Source organism: Shewanella sp. TC10, from assembly GCF_009663145.1.
Classification (GTDB): Bacteria; Pseudomonadota; Gammaproteobacteria; order Enterobacterales; family Shewanellaceae; genus Shewanella.
Genome location: NZ_VKHR01000026.1, coordinates 47,832 through 63,547 on the forward strand (window position 1 = coordinate 47,832; position 15,716 = coordinate 63,547).

At 39.3% G+C, this 15,716-nt stretch carries 11 protein-coding genes and 1 pseudogene; 8 read left to right on the forward strand and 4 right to left on the reverse strand.

What is annotated here, in order from left to right:
- Positions 1 to 277: 277 nt before the first annotated feature.
- From FNZ24_RS10835 to FNZ24_RS10850, 4 genes are all read left to right on the forward strand, one after another.
- On the forward strand, positions 278 to 1,141 hold the full coding sequence (locus FNZ24_RS10835; RefSeq protein WP_153914499.1) for a YicC/YloC family endoribonuclease: 864 nt from the start codon (positions 278 to 280) through the stop codon (positions 1,139 to 1,141).
- Between the two features lie 240 nt (positions 1,142 to 1,381).
- Positions 1,382 to 2,542, forward strand: a complete 1,161-nt coding sequence (locus FNZ24_RS10840) for a DNA cytosine methyltransferase (protein WP_153914500.1) — start codon at positions 1,382 to 1,384, stop codon at positions 2,540 to 2,542.
- Between the two features lie 59 nt (positions 2,543 to 2,601).
- Positions 2,602 to 5,637 (forward strand): ATP-binding protein, encoded by a 3,036-nt coding sequence (locus FNZ24_RS21475; protein ID WP_194945041.1) that lies wholly within the window; start codon positions 2,602 to 2,604, stop codon positions 5,635 to 5,637.
- Positions 5,637 to 7,466, forward strand: coding sequence for a response regulator receiver domain (locus FNZ24_RS10850; protein WP_153914501.1), 1,830 nt, complete (start codon positions 5,637 to 5,639; stop codon positions 7,464 to 7,466). The genes FNZ24_RS21475 and FNZ24_RS10850 overlap by 1 nt, the downstream gene beginning before the upstream one ends.
- Before the next feature lie 18 nt (positions 7,467 to 7,484).
- Here the strand turns inward: FNZ24_RS10850 and FNZ24_RS10855 are convergent, their stop codons facing one another.
- The gene (locus FNZ24_RS10855; RefSeq protein ID WP_153914502.1) at positions 7,485 to 8,783 is read right to left on the reverse strand and encodes a restriction endonuclease; all 1,299 of its coding nucleotides are present in this window, start codon (positions 8,781 to 8,783) and stop codon (positions 7,485 to 7,487) included.
- Between the two features lie 107 nt (positions 8,784 to 8,890).
- Here FNZ24_RS10855 and FNZ24_RS10860 point away from each other — a divergent pair, with 107 nt between their 5' ends.
- The 4 genes from FNZ24_RS10860 to FNZ24_RS10875 all read left to right on the forward strand — a co-directional run bounded on the left by FNZ24_RS10860 (position 8,891) and on the right by FNZ24_RS10875 (position 13,052).
- On the forward strand, positions 8,891 to 9,235 hold the full coding sequence (locus FNZ24_RS10860) for a hypothetical protein (RefSeq protein WP_153914503.1): 345 nt from the start codon (positions 8,891 to 8,893) through the stop codon (positions 9,233 to 9,235).
- Positions 9,236 to 9,342: 107 nt separating this feature from the next.
- Positions 9,343 to 9,975, forward strand: coding sequence for a chromophore lyase CpcT/CpeT (locus FNZ24_RS10865; RefSeq protein ID WP_153914504.1), 633 nt, complete (start codon positions 9,343 to 9,345; stop codon positions 9,973 to 9,975).
- Positions 9,976 to 10,180: 205 nt separating this feature from the next.
- Positions 10,181 to 11,047, forward strand: a complete 867-nt coding sequence (locus FNZ24_RS10870; protein ID WP_153914505.1) for a mechanosensitive ion channel family protein — start codon at positions 10,181 to 10,183, stop codon at positions 11,045 to 11,047.
- A 439-nt stretch (positions 11,048 to 11,486) separates the two neighbouring features.
- Entirely contained in the window at positions 11,487 to 13,052 is a 1,566-nt protein-coding gene (locus FNZ24_RS10875) for an amidohydrolase family protein (RefSeq protein WP_153914506.1), read from the forward strand.
- A gap of 236 nt (positions 13,053 to 13,288) precedes the next feature.
- Here the strand turns inward: FNZ24_RS10875 and yjjG are convergent, their stop codons facing one another.
- The 3 genes and pseudogenes from yjjG to FNZ24_RS21480 form a co-directional block, all read right to left on the reverse strand.
- Positions 13,289 to 13,966, reverse strand: a complete 678-nt coding sequence (gene yjjG, locus FNZ24_RS10880; RefSeq protein WP_153914507.1) for a pyrimidine 5'-nucleotidase — start codon at positions 13,964 to 13,966, stop codon at positions 13,289 to 13,291.
- A gap of 83 nt (positions 13,967 to 14,049) precedes the next feature.
- Positions 14,050 to 15,117 carry a phosphotransferase enzyme family protein gene (locus FNZ24_RS10885; protein WP_153914508.1) on the reverse strand — a complete coding sequence of 356 codons (1,068 nt, stop codon included), beginning with the start codon at positions 15,115 to 15,117 and terminating at the stop codon, positions 14,050 to 14,052.
- Between the two features lie 134 nt (positions 15,118 to 15,251).
- A pseudogene (locus tag FNZ24_RS21480) lies at positions 15,252 to 15,716 on the reverse strand (hypothetical protein); the annotation flags it as partial.

Here is a 15,716-nt window from a genome sequence, read left to right on the forward strand (position 1 = left end):
TACTCCAAAATTTGATAACACCTTAAATCCGCAGATCTAAGTTGATGATTGAGCCTACTATAAACAATTCACTTAACGAATTCGATGACAAACCCATCGATAACGCCATTTAACAGGCCAAGATAGCCAAAGCGCTAAACACTTCAGTGATGTGACCGTGTAAAACGGCTTAAGTTTCGATATTTAAAGTGAATTTACCTTTGTACACTTTGACCTTCAAGGCCAGCAGACTATAATCGACAACACACACTTGCTGCTAACTATTCAGGGTTCAACCATGATCCAAAGTATGACCGCCTACGCTCGCATTGAGCACAAAGCCGAATGGGGCACCGCCTCTTGGGAACTTCGCTCAGTCAATCAACGCTACTTAGAAACTTACCTGCGTTTACCAGAGCAAATGCGCAGCCTTGAGCCAGTATTACGTGATCGCCTACGTAAACGCTTAAACCGCGGTAAAGTTGAGGTCAACTTACGTTACGAACTGTCTGAATCTGGCAGCAGTGAAATGCGCCTAAACCAAGACTTGGCCAAGCAATTACTTAATGCCGCTGAATGGTTAAAAAAAGAAGCTAATCAAGGTGAACTTAACCTAGTCGATATACTACGCTGGCCTGGTGTTATGGCAGGTGCAGAGCAAGACATGGGCGAAATCAACAAAGATTTACTCGGTGCATTCGACGGTGCAGTGGCACAATTTATCGAAGCCCGTGGCCGTGAAGGCGAAGCCATCAACGCCATGCTACAAACTCGCTTAGACCAAATCGTTGAGCAAGTGGCTATCGTGCGTGAACACATGCCAGCAGTAATGCAATGGCAACGTGACAAGCTCACCAACCGTTTAGCCGAAATCACCGGCGAACTTGATCCAGCACGTATGGAACAAGAAATGGTATTGCTTGCACAAAAAATGGATGTTGCAGAAGAAATGGACCGCCTTGATGCACACGTTGCTGAAACGCGCCTAATTCTTAAAAAAGGTGGCGCACAAGGACGTCGTTTAGACTTCATGATGCAAGAATTTAACCGTGAATCTAACACCCTAGCGTCAAAGTCAATCAGCGCAGAAGTCACTGCAGCAGCGGTAGAGCTTAAAGTATTGATTGAGCAAATGAGAGAACAAATTCAAAACGTTGAGTAAGCTTTCTACGGACGTTTTATAAAACTAAGCCCAGTGAATGCTGGGCTTTTTAGTGCAGTTTGAAAAGTTTATAGCCCTTATAACAATCTCGTTTTACACACTATAACCGTTAAAAGCACTTTTACACGCTATAGGCGGTAAACATTATTTATATGGCAATTTTTTATCACTAGCAGAATCTTTTTGGCTAGGTATAATTTGCGATTCGCAAGTCCAATTCTGTCTTAGGTAATGTAATTAATGAAAGCGATTGATCTTTTCTCTGGTGCAGGTGGCTTCTCATTAGCCGCACATCAATGTGGTATTGATGTTGTAGCAGCTATCGAATTAGATAAAGCCGCTTCAATAACTTATCAAAGTAATCTAATTGATCGACTGAAATCACCAACCAAGCTGATTAATGGTGACATCAATGAAGTAGACCTCCCCGCTCTGATGAAAGAGCTAAAGCTCAAATCAGGTGACTTGGATCTGTTACTTGGCGGTCCACCTTGCCAAGGGTTTTCAACCCACAGAATAAACGACGCAGGTATAGATGACCCACGAAATCAGCTGCTGTTAAAGTACTTCGATTTTGTTGATGGACTAAAACCAAAAGCCTTCTTAATCGAGAATGTGGCAGGCCTTTTATGGTCGCGCCACGAAGAGTACCTGCAAAAACTGTTAGCGTTAGCAGAGGAACATGGCTACACCATCCATTTTTGTAATATCCTCAATGCTAAAGATTATGGCGTGCCACAAAACCGTAAACGGGTTTTCATTTTTGGCACCCGTAAAAATTTGAATATTGAGAATCCTGATTTCCCACCTGCGGCTACTCACTTTTCACCGACATCTGAAAAAACACCAAAGTGGAAAACAGCTTCAACGGTTTTTGAAAAGCTTACACACACACTGATTGAACAGTATATTGAAGATTATTTTAGGCCTAAAACAAATCTGACGGATGATGAAGCAAGGTTTCTTCTTCAATCACTAGAATATGGTGAACCTGTAAAAGATGATGATATTTGCAAGATTAACATGCAACCAACGCCTAAAATGATTCAGCAATTCATTGATACTCCGCTAAATGGGAGCAGAGAAGACGCTGGGGAAAAACATAGAAAAACCTGTCACTCAAATGGCTATAAAGGTCATAAAGATGTTTACGGTCGAGTGATGATCCACTTACCAAGTAACACCGTCACTACTGGATGTAACAACCCTTCCAAGGGGCGTTTTATACATCCATGGCAAAACAATGGCATGACTCTTAGGCATGCAGCTCGCTTTCAAACCTTCCCTGAGAGTTTTAACTTCCTAGGTAATACCACCTCTATAGCCAAGCAGATAGGTAATGCCGTTCCTCCTTTGTTAGCAAAAGTCCTGATAAATGATATATGTAGTAGATTGAAATAATAAAAGTGCCTATTATTGTAGGTACTTGTTACATCTAAACTACTGAGACTTAGCTAAAAATGGCCCAAATGAGTGTAAGCGCCAGAGCTGTAGACATGCTCGGCCGCCAGCAAATTGCTGGAATCCCTACAGCTATTCATGAGCTGTTTAAAAATGCACATGATGCATATGCCAAAAATGTCGAAATAGATTATTTCAAAGATCAGAACCTCTTAACTCTAAGAGATGATGGCACAGGTATGACAGAAAGCGATTTCATCAGTAAATGGTTAACTATTGGCACCTCAAGTAAATTTGGTGTTAATCGAAAATCAGATTATATACCAGAAGGAATGAATGAGCGTAAGCTGATGGGTGAAAAAGGCATTGGACGCCTAGCTATTGCATCAATTGGCCGACAAGTCCTTGTTTTAAGTAGAGCAGAAAGAGCTGATGGTCTTCATGACATGATTGTTGCTCTAGTTCATTGGAGCCAATTTGAAATTCCAGACATTAGCATTTCAGATATTATTATCCCTACGAGAACCTTTCCCGAGAGTGTTTTGCCAACGGCCCACGACCTCCAAGGTATGGTAAAAGAACTAATTAAAAACCTACAAGAACTGGGAAATAAAATACCTTCTGAGTTTATGAACCTGATTTTAGAGGATGTAAAATTATTAGCATTCTCTCCTGAAGTGTTGTTTAAAAATATACAAGGTAAAACTGTCAAGAATTGGAATGCTACTCAGGATGACACTTCAAAAGATGACTTATTAGATAGTGCGAAACCGCCAGTTCTAGATGGCTTCGGCAAGGGCACACATTTTATAATTATGCCTTGTGATGAGACTTTAAGCTTAGATATTAAAACTAATGATGTAGGTACAACTGAGCTTCAGAAAATATTAGTAGGTTTCTCTAATTCTCTTTCTAACAGTAAACACACTGCCATGTCTTCTAAGTTCAGATTACATCAAGGCTCATCAGAGCCAGAAGAATTAATTGAAGAAGGTTTTTTCACTCCCGAAGATGCAAAAAGTGCAGACCACTATATCGAAGGGGAGTTCGATGAATATGGACAATTTAAAGGGTTCGTTACTGTCTTTAAAGGTGAACCTCAAAAGCACATTATAAATTGGAATGAAAATTATGGCTCAAAAACTCGTTGTGGGCCTTTTAAAATCAAATTCTCTTATTTACAAGGTGCTGCATCCGACAGTTTAGTCCCAACAGAAATATACACAGATATAAAGTCAAAACTAGGCATGTATGGAGGGTTATACCTTTATAAAGATGGTATTCGTGTTTTGCCGTATGGCAAACAAGAATTTGATTTTTTAAAGTTTGAGGAAAAACGTACTAAAAGAGCTGCGACTGCCTTTTTTTCATATCGACTGATGTTTGGTGCAATAGATATAGAGCACGATATAAATAAAAAGTTAATTGAAAAAGCTGGGCGTGAAGGGCTAATTGAAAATATAGCTTATCGTGAGTTTAAAGGAATTCTTGAACATTTCTTTGACCAACTTGCAGCTGACTTCTTCAGAAGCACATCAAGTAATGATCGCTTTAATGAAATAAAAACCAAATTAAAAGATATTGTAGAAGCCGAGAAAGCTGCAATTGACAGACGTAAAAAACTTGTTGGCCCTAAAAAAGCGAAATTTGAAGAGCAGTTGAACAGTTTTTTTGACTTTTTTGATGATAATTACTTCACTAACGAAGTTAATACCTTATTAGATTTCGTTGAGTCTGAGTTAAACAAAACTAATGATAATTGGAGTAATAAAGAAAAGTATAGCTTCATATTTGACTTGAAAAAGCATGTAAAAGGTACCTGGAAGAAAGTTAATGACGCTAGTAAAGTAAGCAAACCCAATATAGGTTTAAATAAAGATTTAACAAAAAACTGGATTAGTTACTTAAAAACTAAAGAGAAAATGAATGACGACCTAATTCAGCCTGCCAATTTAAAAATTGAAGAAAATATAGCATCCTATATTGAAAGCCATGGCCTCACTTTTTCACTGAGAGAGCAAGTAAGTGGAGTCTTGGAGGAAGAAAGAAGGTCCCTTAAAAAAAATATTTCACAATATAAGCATGAGCTCACCGCTAATGTTAGTGAGATTGATTCAGTAATAAAAGACAAGGCTAGATTAAAGTCAGGTGAGTTCACCAACAAATTATCTGAAGTTATGTCAAACATAAATTCAACTCCAATAGATACCCTTTCCGTTGAGGAGTCTACTCAATTAATTACTAATTGGGAAAATGAACTAGAGATAATTTCTAATAAAACCGAAGAATACTTCAGTAAAATGCGCGACACTGTAGAACTGGTCCTAGGTGATTTAAAAGATGAGAAATCTAGCTCAGTAGATACTCTTGCAGCATTAGAGACAGAAAACGAACAAGTTAAAGATTCATTGAATCAATATTTTGATTTTGCTCAGTTGGGGATGTCACTTGGTATTATTCAACATGAGTTCAGCAGTACTGCGAGAAATGTAAGAAGCTCAATACAGTCTATAAAGCCGTGGGCTGATAAAAACCCCAAACTAGGGAGCCTATATAAGAATATTAATAATAGCTTTTCTCATCTAGATGGTTACTTGAAAATGTTTACACCTCTTAACCGTCGGTTGTATCGAAGTAAAGTTGAGCTTTCCGGAAAAGAAATTGAATCTTACTTACGAGATATATTTCAGGAACGTTTGACGAGACATCATATTAAATTTGAAGTCACTCATGAGTTTAAAGTAAGAACAACAAGAGTATTCCCTTCGTCTTTCCTACCCGTTTTTATTAACGTGGTAGATAATGCTATTTACTGGTTAAACTCTCAATTGCAAAGTGAAAACGCTAATAAATATATCAAACTAGACGTAAATAACGAACAGCTAACAATAAGTAATAATGGCCCAGCTATCGCATCAGTAGATGAGGATAGAATCTTTGAATTTACATTTTCTAGAAAATCTGGTGGTCGTGGTATGGGTTTATACATAAGTAAACAAAGTTTAAATAGTGAAGGGTTCGATATTGAATTAGTTAGTACTGGAGCATCACCATGTTTTGCTATTAGCAAACAGCTCCCGGGAGGCGAAGAATAATGTCTGCTTTTGAAACATACTGTAGCGATATAGTAAAAGAATATGTGCAAACGGTATTAATTATAGATGATGGTGCGGGATTACAAAAAAAACAGCAAATAGTGAATGATGCTGATATCCAAGACCCGGATGATGATATACAAGACCCTTTGATTACGGCGGAAGCTCCTCTTGTTACAAAGTTAGAAGGTGACCAAGATGATGACATCGGCGAAGAAGAAAGCAGCCACCCGCTTCGAACTCTTGAGCTAACAAACGCTTTTTATGATTTAGGCATCGTGGCAGGATTATTCCAACCTCAAATTACTAATGGTGATGATCCTGACTTATTCGCTAATAGTGTAAAGTCAGCTTCTGCAACAGCTGACATTATAGTGTTGGACTGGATGCTTAGTGAGCATGATACCAGATATAGTAAAGCGTTAGTTAAACAAATATTAAAGCAGGATAGCATCTCCGGTGGCCGACTTCGAACCATTGTTATATATACTGGAGAGCCTGCATTAAATAATTTAAGAGATGAGCTTTGGGATTATTTGGCAGATACTAATCTGGACAATTCATTGGATTTTGAAATTAGCTCTGAAAATTTAAATATTGTTTTTTATAATAAAATTGATTCAATTAATGGACTTAGACCTGTATCAGAAGAAGAGCTGCCAAATACAGCTATTAAGGAATTTGCTACTCTAGTTAATGGGCTAGTCCCCGCTTTTGCAATGAAAGCTGCAGCTACAATTCGTCATAGTACGGGAAAAATAACAACACGATTCGGTTCTGAACTTGATACTGGTTATTTATCTCATAGGGTTCTATTACCTAACCCTGCTGACTCGGAAGTTTTTATGCTTGAAAACTTTGTCTCATATATTCGTAGTGTATTAGCAATTTCTCAAGTAGACCGGGCAACTTTAGGTGAAAAAATTGTAGAGTCTTGGATAACACATAATGAAAATCACTTATCAAAAAAGATCCTGTTTAAAGATAAATGCTATTCAATATCTAACAATGGTTTAAAGGATCTAGCAAAAAATGGCTTTGAAAAAGATTTAGCCAGAGTTATTTCTAATAATACTCCAGATGATATATCAGGCTCTTTTACTGATCCGACTAAAGCATGTTTTGAGCAAGCTATATCCATTTTTGATTTTCATGAGGGTACCAGCAGCCAAGAATCATCAATAGCTCTATCTATTCTGACTTCATTTAGAAGAACATATAAAGACGTTGAAGGACTCCAAAAACCATATTTAACACAGGGTTCATTAGTTTATTCGGTAAAAAGTAACCAGTTTCTATTATGTGTAACACCAAAGTGTGACACGGCTAGAGTTGACGGCTCTTCTAAATTTTCTTTTGCCATACTAGAAAGGAAATTAATCGATAAAAAATTCGATTTAATTGTTCCACTTATGAATGAAGTCTCAGACTATATTAAAACTGCACTAGCTTCAAAGTCTGAATCTTTAGTTGGTGAGATCATTGACTTTCAGTTAGTGAGAACTGGGCCCTTTATTCGACACTCCGCCCACGAAAAATTAGATAATATAAAGAAACTTTTAGATTTTGAAGACAGGGTTTGTTTAAGCACATCAGATAAGTTTTACAAATTAGAGCATATTGATTTTAGTAGTGATTCTAATCGAAGAGTTAACACAAATATGACAGAAGATGGAAACTTAGCTTTTTGGGATAACGAGATTAATGAATATATATGGTTAGGTGACCTAGAAGATTTAGACTCCCAAAAGCGAGTTAGTAAACTGGTTGGTAATCTAAATAGAATAGGAAATGATGAAGTAGAATGGCTCAGGAGAAGAAATACTTGATTTAATTAAGATGTTTAACTAGCAATTCAAAATCTCTTCAGCTTGCCTCTGCTTTAGTCGCGATGGATAGTCTTTGTCCATCGCAATTAAAAAGTCATTCACATTCCCAAACCCTTCACTCTCATAGACAATTTTAGCCACTTCTTCTGCCACTCTACGACCATGGATCAAAATGATAGGATATTTGTCTTCAATCACTTCCCGCTGTACCGAATCAGAGAAATAGCTTGTCGTCACATAGACACCTAGCCAGCCACGCTTTAGGCGAGCAACCGTACGGGCAATATGATTACCGCCAGTTGGCGAATTTAATGCTTCACACTTTGCTTGGCCTAGTACAATCAACTCAACTTTGGAAAACCCACTGCCTAATATGACTTTACCAATAAAGTCTGCACCACCATCACTGGAGCCTTGTGTAACCCAACCTTTTTGATAAATACCATGTTCATTATCAATAACTCGGGCCGCAATAATTTCTGCCAAAGCTTCAAATCGGTGCTTTTTATTAGCGTAATAACTATAAATTTCATTCAGTACACGGTCAGAATCAGATCCCGCTATAGGCTTTTGATTTTCTGTTTTTTCAAGACTTAACTTAGACACTCTGCGACGTAGTTTATTAAGTGAATTACTGCCCTCCGTTAGCCATTTTCGCCAACTGCGAGGGGCCATCTTATTGGTCATATTGAGTGAAAACCCTACTTTACGTCGCTCATTAACCCAACCCCATTCAAATACTTCATGTTCATTGGCAATGCAGAGCACAGTGAAATCAAAAGCATAATTTGTAAAAGTTCTTTGTAATTTATTATCCCACTGGGTGACTAATTCAACTGAATTTATAATGCCTAATCCATGAAACTGAGGAAATCCTTTGGCAATACCATCAATAACTGTGCGCTTAAAGAATAAAATAGGAGGGGTTAATTTTCTTTCTTCAATCGAGTGGGAATGCGATAACCGAAAAGCTTCCAATAATGCTTTATTACCTAATGCTGTAGCAGGATCTTTACCAGGCTCTTTATTGTCACCAAAGTAGCGAATATGACCGTTATCCACATCATAGAAATCCTCCCAAGGTGTTTCTGCCGACCCTTTCTTATTTGGACTACTAGAGATGAGGATAGCTGGGCGAACTAACTCACCAGAGCTAGATTTAATTTTAGCTGAAGGGTTAATGCCCTTTTCAAGCTGCAACCTTTTTGATTCTGCGGAATTAGTTAAAAAATGGAAATTTAAAAAACCACCTTCATACATATTTTTAATACAAGCAGGCTTTTTATACCTCAGTACATCACCAATTTTTATTTCCATTTAGCTTACTCACTACAAAGCCACATTAAGAACTATATTACAGCGAAGGATACACAACACAATGTTATTGTTGTACTTTATTGATAGTAATCAAGAGGGTGTAATATATGACTAAAGCAGAAGCTTTGAGTTTTGCAAATGCAAACTTTAATGAGCAGTTTACAAATAGGAATACGCATTTCGCTAAAGAGAATGCGACAAAGCCAGTTTGGTGGCTTGAGATACCTATAGAAAAAATTCATGATTCAACACATTCTGAAATCCACCTACTTTTAAATAAAGATGGGTCACTGTTCTGGCTCCGAGTCAGCACATCATTTCTTAGAAACCACCAAAGTGGTTTCAAAATTCGCTCTGACAAAAGTGTCATTTGTTTGGAGCTTGATACCTCAACATTCAAAAATGATGTTGGTTCAGAAAAGCTATCATTTTTTCAATTCCTACAAAACTAAGAAACTGTAAGTTATATTGATTTTTAGATATCACCGAAACTTTAACAGTATAATTTTATAATTGTTTATATTTACTTGGTTTCACCATTAATCGGAAAGGATTTCCTGTGAACACATCTCTTAACCGCATTGCGGTTTTCAGTGCTTTTTCAGCACTGGCTTTTATGCCAATCACGTCTCAAGCAACTGCACAAGACAAGCAAGCTTTATTACTTGAGTGGATGCAAGGCCACTTTGATAGCGAGCAGCAATCTATCAGTGATAAAGATTTTTTTAATATCCACCTCAATATGGTGCAAATTTGGCCAGAGGATAAATCCACTTGGCTTTATGTTGAACAAGCCGCTGCAACACATTTAGATAAACCATACAGGCAGCGTGTTTATGAGGTCACAGCACTATCAGCAACTGAGTTTGCGAGTAAAGTGTATACCTTTGAAAACGATAAAAGCTTCGCAGGCGTTTATAAAAATGATGCTCCTCTGAGCGAGCTAACACCTAAAGACTTAACTGAAAAGTCAGGCTGTACTGTTTTTTTAACTTGGTCTGATAAGTCACAATCTTTTGCAGGTTCTACTGATGAGAAAAGCTGTTTAAGTCAGCTACGCGGCGCAAGTTATGCCACTTCTGAAGTTACGGTGACTAAAGACAGTATTGTCAGCTGGGATCGCGGTTATGACAGTAACGATAAACAAGTGTGGGGCGCTGAAAAAGCGGGCTATATTTTCTTGAAAGAGTAAATAGCCTGAATAAAATTAAGTTGAAGCCGCGCACCTTATCAGTCTGCGTGGTTTCAACTTTTAAGCTTCAAAACCTTTCCCAATCCCCCCAATTGACTCTTTTAAAATAAAAAACACTGGTCAAAGCTGACTTAATCAATAGCTATGATAAAGTGAGTTATCTAGCTGATTTTGTCGTTAAGTTGCCGTTTTTTAAGAGGGTGTTGTGGATAAACTGAATATCGTCATCGACTTTTTACTGGCCCATAAGTTTTTACTTACAGTGTTAGTCATTATGCTCATTTCACTGACTAAGCGTTTAATTGTCTCGAAAATTCGTGGTGATGTGGCGTTTTTAAGTGAAGGTCAGCGAAAGTGGATGTCACGCACCAAAAACAGTAGTTTCATCATTATTGTGGTGATTTTGTTTCTGCTTTGGCAAACCGAAATCAGTAAATTTGCCCTGTCAGTAACTGCGATTGCAATTGCCTTTGTGGTGGCTTCCAAAGAAATTATCTTATGTTTTACTGGCTCGATTCAGCGGGCGAGTTCACGCTCATTTGTGATTGGCGATTGGATTGAAGTGGGTAAGCTTTGTGGCGAGGTCATTGAGCACAACTTGATGGCGACGGTGATCCAAGAAATCGACTTACACCATGGCCAGTATCACTACACAGGTAAAACAGTCACCTTCCCTAACAGCATGTTTTTTAGCTATGCGGTTAAGAACTTAAACTTTATGAAACGCTATGTTTACCATAGCTTTAATATCACTGTGACTGAGTTTGTTAACTTGTATCCGCTATTCCCTGATTTAGTGAAAAAAATAGACGCTCACTGCGAAGACTTTATTGAAGTGGCTCATCGTTATAATAGCGTGATTGAGAAACATGCTGGCGTTGACTTACCAGGGCCAGAACCCCATATCCATATTCATAGTGGCCCTGCAGGTGAGCAGGTAGTGCACATTATGATTTTTTGCCCAACAGAGCGCGCAACCCACCTTGAGCAACATATTCGAGAAGACTTTATGGTGGCTTATCACCAAACCTTTGGCGATAACGCTACAGCCAACTCGTCAGTGTCACACTAGAGTTAACATTAAGAGCCAAATCTAAAGTCACATCAAGAATCACGACATTAATGGCCTCAAACTGAGGCCATTAATGTTGAATTGATTTAAGACGCCGATATTAGATTTAGTATCGAAATATCGCCCCTCAACCAAGCGATGAATCGTTAATTCATCGCTTGCTTCATTTTAGTATTCCGATTTACCACTCTGCTTAATTTCAGCCTTTTCCCATGCCTTAACATACTAGATTGCGTCTAAAAGATAGGCTGATGAACTGGATAAAAACAGCATCCACACTATTATTGAAATGACATAAACATCAATTTGAGCTCAATAGCATTGAGCGTTGTTAAAGATATCAACGCTGAAATCACTATAGGTTAAATCCCGAACTCGGTGACTTAACTAGCCTATTTATTTCAACATTGGATTCAGCCTTAAAAGGAGTACATCAACGATGAGAAAAAGAGCCTCACTAGTCTCGACAGCTACAGCGTTAAGCCTAGGTTTATTCTCACCATTTGTTTTGGCGGCAAATTTTGATCTGGTGATCTTAAATGGTCGGGTGATTGACCCTGAAACCAAATATGATGCTATTGCCAACGTCGGCATTAAAGATAATAAAATTGTTTCCGTCACCACAGACAGTATCACTGGCAATAAAGTCATTGATGCCACGGGTAAAGTGGTGGCGCCAGGATTTATCGATGTGCACGCCCATGGACAGAATCTTGGTGACTATCGAATGCAGGCAATGCAGGGTGTCACCACCATGCTGGAACTTGAATCAGGTATTTTGCCTATCAGCGACTGGTATGCGGCCCAAGGTAGTAAAGGGTTACCACTGAACTATGGCGCAGCTGCAGGTTGGACATATGCACGTATTGCAACCTTTTCAGATACCAAGCCTGTTGCAAGTATCGGATACTTTCAAAAGGCTCAATCTCGTAGCGATTGGAAAATGGATATTGCAACGCCCGCTCAAGAAAGCCAGATAATGGACTATATCCAACAAGGGCTTGATGAAGGTGGATTAGGCATTGGTATTAACGCAGGTTATGCGCCAGGGCATGGCCAGAAAGAATACTTTAAGTTATCAGAGCTCGCTGCTGAGCAAAATGTAGCGACTTATACCCATGTCAGATATGCCAGTAATGCTGAACCTCAAAGTTCATTTGAAGCAGTAAAAGAGCTAGTCGGTAATGCGGCAATTACTGGTGCACACATGCATATTTGCCACATTAACAGTACCTCATTAAAAGACATCGACACTATTTTGCCTATGGTTAACCAAGCCCAAGAAAGAGGCATTAATGTCACTATTGGTGCTTACCCTTGGGGCGCTGCCAGTACCGTTGTTGGCGCAGCAATGTTTAGCGGTGAGCATTGGCGTGAAAATATGGGCTCGACGGCTGAAAACTTCCAGCTAGGTAAAGATCGCATGACAGAAGAACAGCTGGCAGATTACCAAGCAAACAAACCAGGTACCTTTATTGTATGGCACTTTTTAGATGAAAATAATAAAGATGACTTGGCCAAACTTGATGCATCAATTCTCAACCCTAATGTGTTAATTGAATCAGACGAAATGTTCTGGATGCACATTGATGAAGAAGGCCATATTAGTAACTATGAGGGTGACGAGTGGCCATTACCAAAAGACTTATTCTCCCATCCTCGCTCAAACGGTACCTTTGCCAAAGTATTAAGAGTCTATGTACGCGAACGTGGTTTACTTTCCATGTCTGAGGCAATACGTAAAATGAGCTTAATGCCAGCCCAACTATTAGAGGATTTTGTGCCTCAAATGAAGCGTAAAGGACGTATTCAAAATAATATGGACGCTGATATTGTGGTATTTGACCCAGACACGATTGCTGATGTCGGCACTTATCAAGATCCTAATCACCCTGCTGTTGGTGTTCATTGGTTATTGGTAAATGGCCAAGTGGTGGTGAACAACACTGAGTTAGATACCCAAGTCCAAGCAGGCGAAGCCATTAGACGTGAACAGAAAAGATAATCTGAATTTGTAGTAAATCTATAAATTAATCACTTTAAGGTTAATCGTTAAGACTAGTTGTTAAGACTAAAGATTAAGACTAGGCGCCAACAGTAATAATAAAGGCCCACGATAATGGTTTATCGTGGGCCTTTTGTTTCAACTAAATAAGAGAATAACTATTTAGGAATGATTTGATCTGCAAGCTTAATTAAGTCTGGCGCAGAATAAAAGGTGCACCATTAACTCATGCTGCGTTACTTGGCGTGCAATACATCATGTAGCTGATGCAAGTCTTTCACTTCAAACGTCGGCTTAATGCCATCCACTACATCTTTGCCGTGATGGTTTAGCCAGCAAGTATCAATGCCAGCGTTAACTCCGCCTAAGATATCTGAATGAAGGTTATCACCCACCATCAATACCGTGTTTTTATCTGGATTACCCATGAGCTCAAAAGTGTGCTCAAAAATGCTCACATCGGGCTTCGCTTTGCCAAATTGCTCTGAAATTACAACATGTTCAAATGAAGACTTAAAACCTGTGCGCTCCAGGCGTACATTTTGCAGTTCAGTCAAACCGTTAGTGATAATGCCTAGGTTCGCTTTACCCTCTAAGCTTGATACCAGTTTTTTCGCCCCTGGCAGCGGTTGACAAATATCGGCCATGGCGGCTAAAAAGTCACTGTTTAAACGCTTAGTGGTTACGCCAAGTTTTTGCGCCCAATGTAAAAAGCGAGTGTGCTGCAACTCAGCAGCATCAATTAACCCTTGCTGGTAATCAAGCCATAGCTGTTTGTTTACCGACTGATAAAACGCGAAATCAGTGGTATCAAAGTCGATATCAAAACGGGAAAACATCAGCTTTAACCCTGCAAAAATATCAAAATCAAACAAGGTTTCGTCGGCGTCAAACAATATCCATTGGTACTTCATTGCTAGCCCTTATCTGTTTCATTAAAAATCAGCTGGATAATAATGTCCTACCTGCTTACTGCCTATTTAATTAACGTTAATCTTTAATTAAATAGCGCACTCAGCTGCGGCTCTTGCGCCACTAGACTTTTATAAACGGTTAACTGATTCGCGGCGCGGTCGAGGTTATGGCCTTCACGGTGAATACCAAAATACACATCGCCATTGAGGTGATCGGTTAAAAAGCGTGAGCCCAGCATTAATGCCATGACTTTAATGCCTAACCACAAACTGCGCTTTTCGATTGGCGTGAGAATAGCGGTTAATTGAGCAGTATAAGCTTCGCTTGCTGCTGCAATAATTTCAGGACGCGCAATAACTTTATCAAGTGCGGTGGAGTCTTCTTCCTCTGGCGAGCAAAACGCGCGCACCATGTCACCAAAGTCATACATTAAGTAGCCTTTCATGCAGGTGTCGATATCAATTACAGCCATGCTCGACATGTCACGCTTATCAAACAACATATTGTTTATTTTGGTGTCGTTGTGACAAATACGTAGCGGTAACTGGCTTTCAGCTTGCTCGAGTTCATCAAATAAACTCTGTTGCGATAAGACAAGTTCAGCCCATTCACGACAATCAGCTAGTCTGCCAGATTTGTCATCGGCAACGGCTTGCTTAAGCTGCTCAATACGTTGAGGAAGATTTAAAAAATTCGGGATAACATCTTCAAGCGTGTTGGCATCTAAGTCACTTAACGCATGGGCAAAATGACCAAATGCACTGGCCGCCATTTTGGCTTCATCTTGGTTGGATACCACTTCAATGGTGTGACTGTTGGCTAAATAGCTAATCGCACGCCAAAAGCCTTTATCGGCCAAGTCGACAGATAAGCTGCCATCTTTTAACACTACAGGGGAAATGACGTCGAGCTGGTATTCGCCATTACTGGCTTTTTGAATGAGGTGATGGCTGACTTTTGCGGCATTGTCGATTAACACTTCTGGCTTGGTGAACACTGTGGTATTAATTTGTTGTAGCACTATCTGGCCAGTTGACCATCTTACTAGGTAAGTTTGGTTAATATGACCATTGCCTAACGGCGAAATACTCGCATTTTCATCAATAATTCCATACAAAGGCAAAATTGTTTGCCTAATAAACTCAACCACCCAAGTCTCCATAACTTTTGTTGCAAGCGGGACAGTTTAATACGATTGAAACAAAGCACAACACTTACAAAGTGTATTTTACTGAGTATTACATTTAGTTTGACGTAATACTCAGTAACCGACCTTAATTAACTTTATAAACCTTTGAGGTATTTTTCAAAAGCAGGCTGGCTTGATAACGTTGCTTGGCTGCCTTTCAAACTGAAGTTATAGCCACACAATTTAAAGCTGCCTCGCATGGCAATGCTGTCGATTATTCGTTTGTTATCTAATGGCGAAAACCTTGCTTCGGTGCCACTGTCTGCCATTAAGTTCACCTGCATCGGGCGGAATTTACTGCCATCGTTAAAAATCATTTCGGCGCAGCGGTTATCACCTTCGGCCGTGTCTAAGCGCCAAATAGGCTGAGCGTCACCCTCATCCCCTAACCAGCGCAGCACAAGTAGGTCTTGTTGTMKTCCTGACTGTTTACCGTCACGGAATCGCTTAACATTACTTGAGAAAAAGTTAGTTTGGTATGCCATTAGCTTTTTACGCAGTGCGTGAGCCCCTTTAAGGCTAGATAATGAAGTGGCAAATTGATTATCAATACTGTCAGC

Bases quoted from the DNA above. Each gene is read 5' to 3' on its own strand.
- FNZ24_RS10835 (WP_153914499.1), top strand. From the start codon at position 278: ATGATCCAAAGTATGACCGCCTACGCTCGCATTGAGCACAAAGCCGAA.
- FNZ24_RS10840 (WP_153914500.1), top strand. From the start codon at position 1,382: ATGAAAGCGATTGATCTTTTCTCTGGTGCAGGTGGCTTCTCATTAGCC.
- FNZ24_RS21475 (WP_194945041.1), top strand. From the start codon at position 2,602: ATGGCCCAAATGAGTGTAAGCGCCAGAGCTGTAGACATGCTCGGCCGC.
- FNZ24_RS10850 (WP_153914501.1), top strand. From the start codon at position 5,637: ATGTCTGCTTTTGAAACATACTGTAGCGATATAGTAAAAGAATATGTG.
- FNZ24_RS10855 (WP_153914502.1), bottom strand. From the start codon at position 8,783: ATGGAAATAAAAATTGGTGATGTACTGAGGTATAAAAAGCCTGCTTGT.
- FNZ24_RS10860 (WP_153914503.1), top strand. From the start codon at position 8,891: ATGACTAAAGCAGAAGCTTTGAGTTTTGCAAATGCAAACTTTAATGAG.
- FNZ24_RS10875 (WP_153914506.1), top strand. From the start codon at position 11,487: ATGAGAAAAAGAGCCTCACTAGTCTCGACAGCTACAGCGTTAAGCCTA.
- yjjG (WP_153914507.1), bottom strand. From the start codon at position 13,966: ATGAAGTACCAATGGATATTGTTTGACGCCGACGAAACCTTGTTTGAT.